At 61.5% G+C, this 14,360-nt stretch carries 10 protein-coding genes and 1 pseudogene; 3 read left to right on the top strand and 8 right to left on the bottom strand.

Annotated features, from left to right (window positions below; translation table 11 throughout):
• Positions 1-58: 58 nt before the first annotated feature.
• The 4 genes from OKW43_RS20780 to OKW43_RS20795 all read right to left on the bottom strand — a co-directional run bounded on the left by OKW43_RS20780 (position 59) and on the right by OKW43_RS20795 (position 5,249).
• Positions 59-1,483, bottom strand: a complete 1,425-nt coding sequence (locus tag OKW43_RS20780; RefSeq protein WP_187632748.1) for a c-type cytochrome — start codon at positions 1,481-1,483, stop codon at positions 59-61.
• Between the two features lie 2 nt (positions 1,484-1,485).
• On the bottom strand, positions 1,486-3,123 hold the full coding sequence (locus OKW43_RS20785; RefSeq protein WP_429449504.1) for a GMC family oxidoreductase: 1,638 nt from the start codon (positions 3,121-3,123) through the stop codon (positions 1,486-1,488).
• Between the two features lie 33 nt (positions 3,124-3,156).
• Positions 3,157-3,705 carry a sorbitol dehydrogenase family protein gene (locus OKW43_RS20790; RefSeq protein ID WP_429449506.1) on the bottom strand — a complete coding sequence of 183 codons (549 nt, stop codon included), beginning with the start codon at positions 3,703-3,705 and terminating at the stop codon, positions 3,157-3,159.
• A 212-nt stretch (positions 3,706-3,917) separates the two neighbouring features.
• Positions 3,918-5,249, bottom strand: coding sequence for a hypothetical protein (locus tag OKW43_RS20795; protein WP_429449509.1), 1,332 nt, complete (start codon positions 5,247-5,249; stop codon positions 3,918-3,920).
• Positions 5,250-5,891: 642 nt separating this feature from the next.
• Between OKW43_RS20795 and OKW43_RS20800 the strand changes: the two genes are divergently transcribed.
• On the top strand, positions 5,892-6,452 hold the full coding sequence (locus OKW43_RS20800) for an NADPH-dependent FMN reductase (protein ID WP_187632744.1): 561 nt from the start codon (positions 5,892-5,894) through the stop codon (positions 6,450-6,452).
• Positions 6,453-6,689: 237 nt separating this feature from the next.
• On the opposite strand, the pseudogene serC reads toward OKW43_RS20800, so the two are convergent.
• Both serC and OKW43_RS20810 read right to left on the bottom strand, forming a co-directional pair.
• A pseudogene (serC, locus tag OKW43_RS20805) lies at positions 6,690-7,784 on the bottom strand (3-phosphoserine/phosphohydroxythreonine transaminase).
• A 26-nt stretch (positions 7,785-7,810) separates the two neighbouring features.
• Complete coding sequence (locus tag OKW43_RS20810) at positions 7,811-9,052, bottom strand: ATP-grasp domain-containing protein (protein WP_187632743.1); 1,242 nt, start codon at positions 9,050-9,052, stop codon at positions 7,811-7,813.
• A 367-nt stretch (positions 9,053-9,419) separates the two neighbouring features.
• Between OKW43_RS20810 and OKW43_RS20815 the strand changes: the two genes are divergently transcribed.
• Positions 9,420-10,097, top strand: a complete 678-nt coding sequence (locus OKW43_RS20815) for a heavy metal response regulator transcription factor (protein WP_429449512.1) — start codon at positions 9,420-9,422, stop codon at positions 10,095-10,097.
• Positions 10,097-11,557 (top strand): heavy metal sensor histidine kinase, encoded by a 1,461-nt coding sequence (locus OKW43_RS20820; protein ID WP_429449514.1) that lies wholly within the window; start codon positions 10,097-10,099, stop codon positions 11,555-11,557. The genes OKW43_RS20815 and OKW43_RS20820 overlap by 1 nt, the downstream gene beginning before the upstream one ends.
• Before the next feature lie 16 nt (positions 11,558-11,573).
• Here OKW43_RS20820 and OKW43_RS20825 read toward each other — a convergent pair whose 3' ends face one another.
• Entirely contained in the window at positions 11,574-13,028 is a 1,455-nt protein-coding gene (locus tag OKW43_RS20825) for an efflux transporter outer membrane subunit (RefSeq protein ID WP_429449516.1), read from the bottom strand.
• A gap of 27 nt (positions 13,029-13,055) precedes the next feature.
• Positions 13,056-14,342 carry an efflux RND transporter periplasmic adaptor subunit gene (locus tag OKW43_RS20830; RefSeq protein ID WP_429449518.1) on the bottom strand — a complete coding sequence of 429 codons (1,287 nt, stop codon included), beginning with the start codon at positions 14,340-14,342 and terminating at the stop codon, positions 13,056-13,058.
• Positions 14,343-14,360 lie beyond the last annotated feature (18 nt).

Genomic DNA, 14,360 nt, shown 5'->3' on the forward strand with positions numbered 1-14,360 from the left:
TGTGGTCTTCGCCAAGGCGCCCATCAGCATTGTGCGAGAGGCATACGCTGCTGGAACCTCAGTGGGCAGCCTTTCTTTTCCTGACGATGACAAAAGCCAGGATCAGGAGCACGATGACCACCCCTGCCGCGATGCCGATGCGGGAGAGCGCAAGAAGCGGAGACGTGGGCCCGCCGCGGCGCACCTCGGCAACGTCTTGTGCGGTGATAGGGATGTCGGCGCGCCCATAGTGAACAAGGACATAGTTACCCGCAAGGGCGATCTCCTCATCGCTTAGAGCGGTGGAATCAGTTGGCTTGCCTCCGAATCCAGGCATGTATGCCTGCCCTTTGGACGTGGTGCGATCTACGCCGTAAAGTATCGTGGCGATCAGGTTGTTGGCATTCACCGATCCTGTTGCGGAGTTGTGAAACAGACTGGGATAGTAGCCATCTTTGCTGCCTTGACCTTGGGCCGAATGACACGAAGCGCAATTGCCTTGAAATAATTCCGCGCCCGTAGGATGGGCATCGTTGTCGGACCGGATCCCGTCCGTACCGCGCAAGGTGGCGAGCTCAGACGACATCTTTCCCGCAGTAAAGCGGGGCGCGCTGTCTCGTGAATCATGAATCGGAGGGATACCCTTCACATAAGTCGCAATGGCGTCCACATCCGCCGCCGACAGGTACTGGGAGCTGTGCTCGACCGCTTCACCCATGTCTCCCGCAGCCTGCGCCTTACCGCGCAGCCGCCCGGTGCGCAGGTACTCCACCAGTTCTTCCCTGGTCCAACTGCCAATACCGCTTGCCGTGTCCGACGTGATGTTAGGCGCGTACCAGGTTCCGACTTGTCCACCGGAGAGCTCCAGTCCGGCTTCTTCCTGCATCATGAAACCGCGCGGAGTGTGGCACACGCTGCAGTGCGCGGCGCCCTGTACCAGATATCTGCCTCGGTTCCATTCTGCGGATTGGTGGGGATCTGTCTGATAGGTATTCTTGTTCAGGAACAGCAGGTTCCACACTTTCAACGACGCGCGTATGTTCATTGGGAACGGCAGCTTTGTGTCCGGCGCCCGTACGTCCACGGCCGTCACGCCGAACCTGAAATACGTGTAGAGCGCGTGTACGTCGTCATCGGTGAGGATCGAATACGACGTATAGGGCATCGCGGGGTAGAGGTTTGCGCCGTCTGCACGGATCCCGTGCCGGATAGCTTCGGAGAACTGCTCTTCGGTATAGCGGCCAATGCCGAATTCGTTTGACGGCGTGATGTTGGTCGAGTAGATCGTGCCGAGCGGCGAAACAAGAGGAAGCCCGCCTGCAAAAGGCTTGCCCTGCGCGGTGGTATGGCACGCCGCGCAGTCTGAAGCTTTGGCGACATACTCACCGCGTTTGATCACCGCAGCGGTCTCGGTGGGGCCATCAGCGGCGTAGGAAGAAGCAGCCGCCATGCAGCCGGCAAACAGGACCAGCACGCGGCATAAACGATGACTGAAATTGCGCATGATTAGCCGTGCTTGAGTTGATCAACAATACTGTCGGCCGCCTTCAGTGCCAAGGCCGCCATGGTGATGGTGCTATTTCCGCTGCCTCCAGTGGTCATCGCCGCGCCGCCCGGCAAGAACAGGTTATGGTGGTCATGAGAACGACAGTCGATATCCACCACCGACGTAGCGGGATCGGCGCCCATGATGCAGCCGCCCATGATGTGATCGCTGTTGAGAAACTCAGTGGAGAGCTGGAAGTCAGTGGCGCCAAGTTCGGCGGCCAGGCGTCTGAGCAGCGGCACGGTATATTCGTTCGCGCTGCGACGCACATAGTCCCCGACGTCGTTGTAGATGTTTGGCTTATTGATGCCAAGCCAGTCTCTCTTGCTCGACAAGGTCACGCGATTTTGTGCCTGTGGGAGCGGCTCATGTTCGATGGTCAACCTTGCGGTGCAGGCAGAGAGCCGTCGAATTTCGGCATCGAGGGCCTTGCCGACCAGCCCTTTCTTCAATGCAGCGGCGCCGCCAATGCCGCTGCGGGCGAAATTCTCCATGCGTATCATCGCGCCGCTGTAGCGGCTGCGGAAGTCGCCTTGCGATGTGTTCATGATGCTGCTGTTCTGGACCGGTCCAACCCCTGTCCACAGTGGCTCCGCAAGCGTCACTTCCGCGATCAGCTTGGGCTGATCCATCATGTTGCGACCTACCTGATCGGAGCTGTTGGCAACTCCGTTGGGGTTATGCTCGTCCTTCGAAAGCAGTAGAAGTTTCGGCGTCTCTATGCTGTTGCATGCGATCACAAAGACTCTGGCAGTGACTCTGTGGGAAGCCTTGTCCGGATCAAAATAGTGGACCGCCTGAACCGAATGCTTCGCGTCGGTCTCAATTCGGTAGACCACTGCATTGACCAGAATCCTGCCGCCTTTCGCCTCTATTTTCGGCAAGGCCGATGCCGCATCGTACTTGGCCGCAATGGGGCAAACAGGAAAGCAATTATTGTTGCCGCAACACGGTGGCCGTCCGTCGTATGAAACGCCGCTGTTGCGCGCTTGAGGCGCGGGGAGGTTCTTCAGTCCGAGTCTGGCAGCGGCTTCGGTAAAACGCTGCTCTCCAGGTCCAAAGGGTAGCGGACCCATTGGATAAGGCTTGGAGCGTATCGGTGGCCATTGCAGCGCGGGCTCAGCCGGACCGCAGACGCCCATCGCGTATTCCGCGCGCGTGTAGTAGGGTTCGAGTACGTGGTAGTCGAAAGCCCAGTCACGTCCAACCCCATAGAGGGTTTTCAGGCGGAAATCGTCCGGTACCATACGCCAGCAAATACCCGCCCAGTGCCAGGTGGCCCCTCCTGCATAGCGGACGTAGCCCTGGCGGAAGGCCCGGGCATCCGGACCTTCCAGTTGGAGATATTCGGCTGCCTCTGCGTCGGTGCTCGATTCCAGATGGGGGGCCCACGGTTTCGGTGGATAGGGGGCGTCGAAGTGAAGCCGAAGACTGGGAGGCAGATTGCGGTAGTTTTCCACGATTCGCCAACGGTCAACCCGCGGGCCTGCTTCGAGCATTAGCACGGACAGACCTGCGTCCAACATGTGTTCCGCGACCAGGCAACCCACCACACCCGTTCCCACCACAACGACGTCCGCGCTGTATTCATTTGCCATCTGGAACTCCTCTGGTTTTCGAATAACGCGCATTTAGAATTTCGGCACGTCGCTCAATGGGGGCGCAATTGCGTTCCAACCGTTCGGCCCCGATTTCGCGTAGGTCGGAATAGTCATGACGTCGACCGTCGGCTGGTACATCAGCGCGAATTCGTACGCAAAGACTTCCGCGCCTGGAGCGTCGGTGAGTACACCCATGTACCACGCGCTGATGATCGAAAGAGCGGTCTCCTTCAAAGGGCCTTGCGGGATATCGGGGAAAAAGTCTTCGACGACGCGCGCATTTTTCTTTCTTGCAATGGCTAGCAATTCGATGATCTGATCGGGAAGCGACGGAGTCGCCGCACTCATGGCGCTAACGAGTCTTTTGCCGATGGCTCGATCCAGTTGGTGCGGAATCAGGAGCGACGAGATATCCATGAATCGCGTCAAGGGGTCATCCGGCAAAGCGGCATCCGGCAAAGTAGCCGATAGCGTCGGGAAGGCTGCAAACCCACCCAAAAGAAGCGCACCTCCCACGACTATCCTGCGCCGACCGAGACTGAATTCCAGGGGGGCGTCGTCACGATACTGATCAGGCATATGCTTCCACCATTAATAGCTGATACGGCTTGTCGGTTCTTAACGAGAAACCAGCCTGAAGGTTATGCCTGCAAGATAAGCACGGCCATTCTACGAACGGGCTGGACTTCTCCTGCTTGGGAATAGGTGTCCTATACCCGCGTATGATCGGCCGAAGGCGGTGAGCTTGCTCCACAACAGTAGCGTGGCTCGCGCCCGGAGCGCATCGCGCTTCAGCGCGGTGCGATATAGACGCTGCCATTGGCCGAGTCGTGGCGGTTTGCCATCTCTTGCGACGCGTTCACTCCAACCTGTACGGGCCACGAGATACGCGCGTAGTCACCGACCACATACACCATGTTGTAAGGGCCGTCGCCGGGAGAAACGAGGAAGGTTGGGCGCACCACGGCAAAGTAGTCGGAGACCGGCGCCGGAAGCCGGTTCGGGTCGTTTAGCAGGAGCAGGGGGGCGTGAAAGCCGAGATGCGACAGAATCGCAGATCCGACGGCGCCCTGCCAGTCAATCTCATTCACCAGCGTGAAGCCATGGCCGGCGCCGTTCACGTTCCACCCGACCATCCCCATCGGGTCCCACATGCGCGCGAACGCGACGCTCTCAGCGATCGGGTTGTCGGCGGGCGGTGCATTGAACGCGACCGCATCGTCGTTCGTGATCCGCGCCACCGTGCCGTACCGGTTCAGTTGCCGCACGAGCGCCTCCGGCACCTGTTGCGGCCCGCCCATCACGTAAATAATGGCCTTGCCCATGCGCCGCTTCAGTGCATCAACCGTTGGCCCCGGCAAATGATCCGCGTTAGGATCGATCCACACCGCCGCACCGGGCATGTGTGAGATCCAGTGCGTGATGGGCAGCATCAGGCCCGGTGATTCCGTCGAGCCGACGAACACGTCCATGACCCCGGCGCCACCCCCGGCTGCAGAGGTCATCATCGTCGGCACCCCGGTGTCCGGGTTCTCGATGTGGCCGTAGATCTCGTCGATCCGGTCGGCGAGCGCGAAGTCGTCCGCTGCCGTGATCGCTTCCGCTTTCAGTCCGAGCGTGGTGAGCTGCTGCATCACCGCGGGATTGGCCGCGGCGCCGACCGCGAAGACCTGCACACCATCGTGCCGCGCAATCCCGACGGGATGCAGGCGGCGCAGTTCCTCCATCGTTTCCGGCGGAATCCCGTTGGGACCGACAAACAGAACCGGTGCATTGTCGGGGAAATGGATCAGTTCGGTCGCGCTGATCCCGGCAAGCTCGTCGTCGGCGGTCAGCAGGGTGACGGCCCAGGGGCGGTCTGACGCCTTGTTGGCCTCGCCCGGCGCTGCCGGTGCCAGGGAAGCCGTGTACACATGGCGCGTTACTGCAATGGCCTCCTCGACCGGCGTGCGGCCGAACAGGCGTGTTGTGTACTCGGTATCTGCAATTAATGCACTGGGTTGGCCTGGCGGAGGGGGCGGGTTGTCTACAGGCGCAGCTTGCGCTGTTCCGGATGCCAGGAGACCAAGCACGAGAGCAAACAGCGGAACACGGCGGTGCTGCGGGCGCGAAGGAAGAGTCATGTTCGAGACACTCCGATGAAGAAGGTGATAACTGGTGCGGTGTTGGACGATTGATCCGCGTAAGTTAGGATTCCATAGGCACGCGGATGGAACACGACTCATGCTAACCGGCGCGTCCCGCGTTCAGCCATTGCACTTACGGAGTACTGCGACGTCGCAAGGGATCGTGGCCAATGACACTTTCGTCTTAGGGTTCGCGATGGATGAATGTCCCCTATAGAGAGCGAATAGCGGCGGTCGTAGTCGCGCCGTGCTCGCCGAGTACGATCCATTCGTGCCAGTTGATGAGGTGCAGGCTAGCGCCACGAGATTCGTTCGAATGACACGAAAGGCGGACGCCGCAAAGAAGACCATTCTACGAACGGTTGCCGCAGTCCTCCGAGACCGCCGCGTTCTCATACGTGTGTATATCCCGAAGAGTCCAGCAACCGGCTGTTCGTGCTTTGCGGCATGTTCCGAGAGCTGTTTCCGTCACGCCGCCATACGCAGGTATAAGACAACCATTCCCCTATAGGCGCGGTCTATGTCGTTCGTAGGATGGAGTTGTTTGTCTCGCCGATCTAACCTGATGTTCAGCCGGGGCATTTGCGCGATGCATGTCGTCAAACGCAAACGCACCCTTCTGTCATCAACGGAGCGCTCATGTCGGAACCTTATAAAGTTGCTGTACTGATTGGCAGTCTTCGCCAGAAGTCCCTCAATCGCATGCTGGCCAACTCACTCGCGCAGATTGCACCGCCAAGGTTGTCGCTGCACATCGTGGAGATAGGCGCGCTGTCTTTATACAACCAGGACCTCGAGGACGACACGCCGGCAGCCTGGAAAGCTGTCAGAAACGACGTGTCAGCGATGGATGCGGTTCTGTTCGTTACCCCGGAATACAACCGCTCCATTCCAGCCGTGCTCAAGAATGCTGTCGATGTTCTCTCCCGGCCTCACGGAGCAAGCGCATTGTTAGGGAAACCCGCGGCCGTTGTCACCTCGTCGCAGGGAGCAATGGGCGGGTGCGGTGCGAACCATCACCTTCGGCAGTCGTTGGTTTGTATTGGCGTGAACGTGATGTCCACGCCTGAAGCATACGTAGGCGGCATGGCTAGTCTGTTTGACGAGCAAGGCGTCTTGACCAATTCCGGAACCAGTCGGTTTCTGGAGGAATTCATGGCCGCATTCTCGCAATGGATCGAGCGGTTTGCGAAGGGCTAGTCTTTACAGGAAGCACGCGCGAACGTGAATACGCGGTCTGGCGGTGGCGTCAGTCGCAATCGGTCGCCTCTACTATGCCGGGGTTTAGCGCCGCGATGCGTTGCGGTCGTGCTCACGCTTTGCATCGGCGGCTGTATGAGCGGTCCGATCTGTTCAGGTCAATACCGCGCAACTGGCCGGCGAGCGCAGCCGTTTTCGAGCGGTGATGGATCGTTCGCCCTACGAGCGCTGCATGGGTCAGACGCGTTGCACGCCGAAGTCCTTGAGCGCATTGCTTAGCATGTCGACGGCCTGCTCGGTAACGGCGTTATATAGCGACGCGCGCAGCCCCCCAATTGACCGATGTCCCTCCAGCCCGATGATGCCTCGTTCCCAGGCCCCAAGGATAAACGCATCGTCGAGTCGGGGGTCTCCGAAGGTAAAGGCTACGTTCATTTGTGAGCGCCAGCGGTGGTCCGCGTGAATGGATATGGTGTCTTCCATAGCGTCCAGTGTCTCGTACAACCGTCGCGCCTTTCTGTCATTGACGCTTTGCATCGCCTGCAAGCCACCGACATCGAAGCGCAGCCAGCGCGTAATCAACGTCAGCACATAGATTGCGAACACCGGCGGGGTATTGTAATTCGAGCCATGCGTTATATGCGTGCGGAAATCGAGAATGGCGGGCAGTCCGTCCGGAATCCGTTCCAGAAGCGCACGCTGGATCACCGCAACCGTTACCCCAGCGGGACCGAGGTTCTTCTGCGCGTGGGCATACATCATCGAGAACACGTCGGGCCGGAAGGGCTTTGACAAAAAGTCAGAGGACATGTCCGCGATGAGTGGTACTGGTATCGGTTCGTCGCAAACCGGAAACTGCAAGCCCTCCACAGTCTCGTTCGACACATAGTGCAGTTAGGCGGCCGACCTGGATATATTCAATGCATGAAGTTCAGGCAGTTGCCGATAGCCGGAAGCCTTGCCATCCCAAGCAACTTTTCTCGCCGTCACCTTGGCCGCCTCGGACGTCGCCCGGCCGCTCCAGTAGCCCGATGTCACATATTCTGGCGGTGAGAGGTCATGGACAGCAATGTTCATTGGAATCATTGCGAACTGCAGACTGCTACCCCCCTGCAGAAACGTAACGGCGTAGTCGTCGGAAATACCGAGCAGGTGGCGCAGATTCAGTTGGGCTTCGTTCAGTATTGAGCGGAACCAGTCCGAGCGATGGCTCATGCCGAGCACCGAGATGCCCGTTTCCGGCAGGGCCAGCACGGCCTGGCGAGTCTGCTCCAGTACAGTTTCCGGAAGCGCTCCGGGACCACCAGAGAAATTCAATGCATTGGATTTCATTGTTCTTCGAAAGCCGTCAGGTTGGATCAGCACGACTTTGGGGACGTGCGGCGCAGCATCTGATCAAATGCGTCGAATATCCGCCGCATTTGCGGCAGCTTGTAACGAAAGGTGTTCGGATCGTCCATGTCGTGCACGACCATTGCAGTGGCGATTTCAAAGATGAGCAGCCGGTCATCCCCCGTTTCGGCACAATCAAATCCAACGTAGTCGAGGCCGGTTAATTCCGCGATCATCCGGAGCGCCTCTTTGTGACGTACTGCAAAACCGGAGTCGAAACTCGCCATCAGGTGCGCTTCTTCGTCCCGACGCTCGGGGTGCGCGAGCATTTCTGCATACGGATAGTGAACCATCCATTCTTTCGAAATGCCCATATGGCACACGAATGGCTTCCCCTCGATCATCACGATCCGGTATTTGCGAAACAGGCCGTCGGTACTGGAGTAATCGATAAAAGGCGCCACATAGAATTCCGTGGCCGCGGAATCATTCACGGATAGGGCGAGCTCCCGGCTGTCAGTCACCTTTGCCAGTCCCTGTCCCGCGTGCGATCCTGTCGGCCGGATGATGAACGGGTAATGTCCGTTCAGCAGATCAGACAGCTCGAATGCACCCGACGCCGCTTCGAGGACCCGCTCGCGTGGCAGGCGTACCGTGTGAGCCATGCAGATGCCGGGCACCGTTCCCAGCAACGTATAGGCTGCATCGCGCGTCGTGTGCGCGATACGTTCCGGCTGGTTCAGCACCTGGCAACGTGTGCCGCTGATTAGCGACGCAATTTGTGCAAGAACGCCGGCGTTTTCATCGGATGCGCACGCGGCCACGAAGATAACGTCATGTTCGGGCAGACTGATGTCCGGCTGTGGATGGGCGTCGACATACACGACGTCTATCTGCAGGTCGGCGTTCTCAAGCAGGCATTCGAAAGGCGTGTTCGCCATCAGATCGCCAGGAGCCTTGAGCATTAGCACCTTGACTGAACGCCCAGGTGTTTGGGCGTCCTTCAATCGATAGTGCCTGCGCATCTGGATCGCCTGCGCCTGGACGGCGATCGCGGCTTCCTTCTCATACTTCAATTGCAGTACGAGCGACAGATCGAGAAGCGCGTACGGGTCGTCATGGTGTGTGACGTGCTCAAGCAGGCTTTGCCCGAACGGTGTCAGATCGTTTCCAGCCGTTGCCGCCCTGAGCAATACGGCCAGTCCCAACGGCTGATGCGTTGATGGATGCGTGGCATCACTGGTTAGTTCCGTCTGAACAGTATTCATGGATGGAACACTTCGATGGAATGATGCCCGCGCTCATCGGCCGCGTTTGCCGGCATTGTTTTTTCGTGACGCTCGGTCGCACCGTTGCCCATGCATGCCCGCGCGGATACGAAGGGTCATTGGGGACTAGGGCATGTCTATCGTCTGATTGATGCTTGCATGAGATCTTGCCGTGACGACCCTGTCGAAAAGGTGGCGGGGAAATTACCGTTTTGTCATTTTGACTGCTCGCCGCGATACGCATTTTTTAGCGCCTCTGTGTCCTTCGCTGGCATCGTTCACGACCTCCAGCAACATTACCGGATCGTAATCACCCGCCCGGGTGCTTGACGGTATCATTTGATGGTCAACGCAAGCGGAGCAACCGATGCGAATCCTGGTGGTCGAGGACGAGCCAAAAACAGCGGCCTATCTGAAGAAAGGTCTGGAGGAATCCGGCTACGCGGTCGACGTCGCGAACGATGGCCCGCAAGGGCTGATCCTCGCGCAGGAAGAAGAATACGACGTGATCGTGCTCGACGTGATGCTGCCCGGCATGGACGGCTGGACCGTCGTCAAGACGTTGCGCAGCACGCGCGCCACGCCGGTGCTGTTTCTCACCGCGCGCGACGACATCGACGACCGCGTGCGCGGCCTGGAGCTCGGCGCGGACGATTACCTCGTCAAACCTTTTGCGTTCGTCGAACTGCTGGCGCGCGTGCGTACGCTGGCGCGCCGTGGGCCGCCGCGCGAAAGCGAACTGGTCAAGGTGGGCGACCTGGAGATGGATGTGTACCGCCGCCGCGTCAAGCGGGGCGGCACGCGCATCGATCTCACGCCACGTGAATTCTCGTTGCTGCAACTGCTCGCGCGGCGTCAGGGTGAAGTGCTGAGCCGCACGCAGATCGCGTCGTATGTGTGGGACATGAATTTCGATAGCGACACCAATGTGGTCGAGGTGGCGATTCGCCGGCTGCGCACCAAGATCGACGACAACTTTCCCATCAAGCTGATTCACACGGTGCGCGGCGTCGGCTATGTGCTCGAACTGAAGGACACGGCCTGATGCGCGTCCGCTCGCTTGCCGCGACGCTCGCGCTTGCCTTCGGCGCCACGACGCTGGCGGTTTTCGTGCTGGTCGGCAGCTTTCTGTATCTCGCGCTCGAAAAGCAGATCAAGGCGCAGGACAATCTCGACATCGTGCTTGCCGCGCGCCACGCACGGCGGCTTGCCGAGGAGTTGGAGACGCCGAAGGGCATTCGCGAGCATAGCGACCGTTTGATCAGCATCGTGCTCGGCAACCAGGCCATGTCGATGGAAGTGTTCGATCCCGATGGCAACCGGGCAGTCGAACACAACATCGGCGGGACTTTTGCCGTGCCCAATGTGGCGAGCGGCGCGGCGACGCTCGCCGCGTTGCCGGCGCTCGCGCGCGTTGCGGCTTCGGCGCGTATCACCGAGGCTGATATCGGCGAGTGGACCGGCCGCAACGGCGCGCCGATTCGCGGCATTCTCACCGACGCGCGGCTGCGTGACGGCGAAACGGCGAGCGTGCTGGTGGCGCGCAACATGAGCGACCGCTGGCTGCTGCTGGACGGTTACCGCGACAGGCTTCACCTGGCGGGCGTAGCCGGCGTGATGCTGGCGATGCTGCTCGGTTATCTGCTAATCCGCGCCGCGCTGCGGCCGTTGCGCGACATCGCGGCTAGCGCGAGCCTGGTCACGGTGAATCGCCTCAATACGCGGATCGCGGTGGCGCGTGTGCCGAGCGAACTCGAGACGCTGGTGGCGTCGCTGAACGCCATGCTCGAGCGCGTCGACCACGGGTTTCAGCGTTTGTCGCGTTTCACCGCCGACCTCGCGCACGACATGCGCACGCCGCTCAGCAACATGCGCGGCGCCGCCGAAGTGGCGCTCGCCCGGCCGCGTTCCGTCGATGAATACCAGTCGCTGCTCGCCTCGAATCTGGAAGAGTGCGACCGGCTGTCGAGAATGATCGAGAACGTGCTGTTTCTGGCGCGCGCTGAACATCCGCAGTTCGTCAAGCACATGCGTGAGTTCGATGCGGCGCGAGAGTTGCGCCATATCGCCGAGTACTTCGAAGGGATTGCCGAAGAGGCGCTAGTGCGTGTGCGGGTCAGCGGCACGGCCAGCTTGACGGCGGATCTCGAACTGTTTCGCCGCGCGGTGAGCAATCTGCTGGCCAATGCCATTCGTTATACGCCGCAAGGCGGCGAGATCGTGCTGGACGCGAGCGCATCGGCCGACGCGGTGCGGGTGACCGTGTCGAATGAAGGGCAGCCTATTGCCGCCGAACATCTCGATCGGATCTTCGACCGCTTCTATCGCGTCGATCCGTCACGCAGCTCGCTGCCGTCATCGGGCTTGTCGCGAGGCTCGACGGGATCGACGGGGCTCGGGCTTGCCATCGTGCGCACGATCATGGAGTTGCACGGCGGCTCGGTGCATGCGCACAGCGATGCACGGAGTACGCGCTTTGTGCTGGTATTTCGGCGGGGCGGGTGAAGGGTATCCAGGGGGCTTACACAGACCCGGCCGCACGCTTGCCCTCACCCCACGTCCCACCCAACGCCTTCAACAGCAACACACTCGACTCCAACCGCCGTGCGGCGATCTGATCGGCAACACGCTGATTCGTCAACGCAATCGTCTGCGCCGTGACCACGTCGAGATAGCTGACCGCGCCCGCGTTGAAACGGTTCGTCGTGAGCCGCAACGACAGTTCAGCGGCCGTGGTGGCGCGCTGCTGGCTGGCGGCTTCGTCGGCGAGGGAATGCAATGCGGACAGATTGTCCTCGACCTGCTGGAACGCCACCAGCACCGACTGACGATAGTCCGCGACCGCGCCGTCGTATTGCGCCGTCGCGCCGTGCAGGGTGGCGCGGCGCTTGCCGCCGTCGAACAGCGTGCCGGCCAGTTGCGGGCCGAGCGACCAGAACAGACTCGGCGCACTCAGCCAGGGTGCGAAAAAGGTGCTTTCCAGTCCCGCGCTCGCCGACAGCACCAGATCCGGGAAGAACGCCGCCTGCGCGGCGCCAATCTGCGCATTGGCCGACGCCACGCGCCGTTCGGCGGCGGCGATGTCGGGGCGACGCTCCAGCAATTGAGACGGCAAGCCGACCGGAATCGCGGGCGGTGTGACAGCCGAGCCGTTCGGCGGCAGCGCGAAGCTCGAAGCCGGCTCGCCGGTCAGCGTGGCAATCGCATGCTGCAGTTGTGCGCGGGTCACGTCGATGTCGGTGTCCTGCGTGCGCGTCGCTTCGAGTTGCGTCGTGGCCTGGGCGACCGCGGACGCATCGATCGCACCGTTTTGCAGTTGCTGCTGCAGCAGTTTCAACGCGGCCGCGTAGGCGCTCACGCTGTCGTCGAGCAGCTTCTTTTGCGTGTCGAGCGAGCGCAGGGAGAAATAGTCGGCGGCGAGATCCGCGCTCATCGACAGGCGCACGCCTTCGAGGTCGGCTGCGCTCGCCTGGGCGTCGGCCTGCGCGCCGTTCACGCTATCGCGCACGCGTCCGAACAGATCCGGCTCCCAGCTCGCCGACACGCCCGCCGAATAGTCCGGCACGGTCTTGCCCGCGAGCGATTTGCCTTCGACATTCTGCGAGGTCCGCGAGCGATCCTGCGCGACCCCAGCGGTAATCGTCGGGAAAAAACCGGCGCGCTGATAGTCCACCATCGACCGCGCTTGCTGGAGCTGCGCGACCGCCTTGCGCACGGTCTGGTTCGACACGTCGATACGCGCTTCGAGTTGATCCAGCACCGGATCGTTGAAGATCGTCCACCATGGGCCGCGCGGCGTGGCGTCAGCCGGTGCGGCCTGCGCCCAGCCGGGTGCGGCGCCCGCATATTGCGCGGGAATCTCGGCGCTCGGGCGCTGATAGGAGGGCAAGGTCGAGCACGCGCTGAGCAGCGCGCCGATCATCCCGGCCACCAACGTGCGGCGCTGCACCGGCCGTGAAAGAGACAGGGAAACCATCAGTGAATCCTTTCTGTGACGATGCACTTAGCCAGGCATGGCCGGCGCAATCTGCACGATCTGGCCGGTGTTCAGCGAATCGCCGGGGTTGTCGATCACGCGGTCGGTGGCGGCGAGGCCTGCGGTGATTTCCACGTGCGTGCCGAAATCGCGGCCGATATGCACGGTCTTGAGCAGCGCACGGCCGTTGCTATCGACCACGGCGACCGTCACGCCGTCCGGCCGGAACAGCAAGGCGCTGACCGGCAGGTCGAGCGCCGGCATGGTCGATCGCAATTGCAGATGCACCTGCGTGTAAGCGCCGGGCATCAGCGCGCCATCCTTGTTGTCGACGTCGATCTCGACGCGCAGCGTGCGGCTCGACGGATCGATCGAATCGGTGCTGCGCGCCACCTTCGCGGCGATGCGGCGGCCCGGATACTGCTGGGCGGTGAGATACACGCCGGTCGCCGGCGTGACATACGGCGCGTCGTTCTGCGGCACATCGACGAAGACCCGCAGCACGCCGGTCTGCTGGATGTGGAACAGCTCGCCCGACATGCCCGCGGTGCCCGGCGTGCCGCCCGCCGTAACCAGCGCGCCGACGTCGACGTTGCGCGCCGTGATCACGCCGTCGAACGGCGCGGTGATCTTCTCGTATGAGACAAGCTCGGCCAGATGCGCGACGTTGGCCTGCGTCGACGCGAGCATCGCGCGGCGCGCTTCCATGTCGCTGACCTTGGTGTCGGCGTCCTGCTGCGCGACCGATTGTGTCTTCAGCATGGCCTGCCAGCGCTGCGCGGTAGTCTTCGCGAAGTCGAAGTTGGCCTGCGCGGTGGCTTCGTCGGCACGGGCCTGGCGCAATTGCGCATCCAGTTCGGGGGCTTCGATGGTCGCGAGCGTCTGACCGCTTTTCACCTGTGCACCGATGTCGGTGTTCCAGTGCGCGAGGTAGCCGCTCGTGCGCGCGTAGATCGATGCTTCCGCGAACGGCGTAACCGCGCCGGGCAGCAGCAGTTCGTGGACGGCCGGCGCGGCGCGCGGTGTGACGACCGAGACATTGAGCATGCTTTGCGCCTGCGTCTGTTGCGTGAGCGAGGCGCGTGCATCGAGACGCGGCACGATGCCGACGATCAGCAACGCCGCGGCAAGTCCGGTCAACGCAAGCGGCCAGAGGCGGCGGCGCGCGTTCATGCTGGCGGCCGCTGCCGGCGTGGCGCCGGCATGCCGGGTTTCCTTGGCGCTATGCAAACGCGCGGTGTCGGCGGTCTCCGCCGTCTCGGCGGACGCTTCGGAGCGCGCGCCAAGGTCGGGCGGAAGGGATGAATCGTTCATGGGCGAGGTCTCGTCGGA

Origin of the sequence: Paraburkholderia sp. WC7.3g (assembly GCF_050436345.1) — a bacterium.
GTDB lineage: Bacteria > Pseudomonadota > Gammaproteobacteria > Burkholderiales > Burkholderiaceae > Paraburkholderia > Paraburkholderia podalyriae.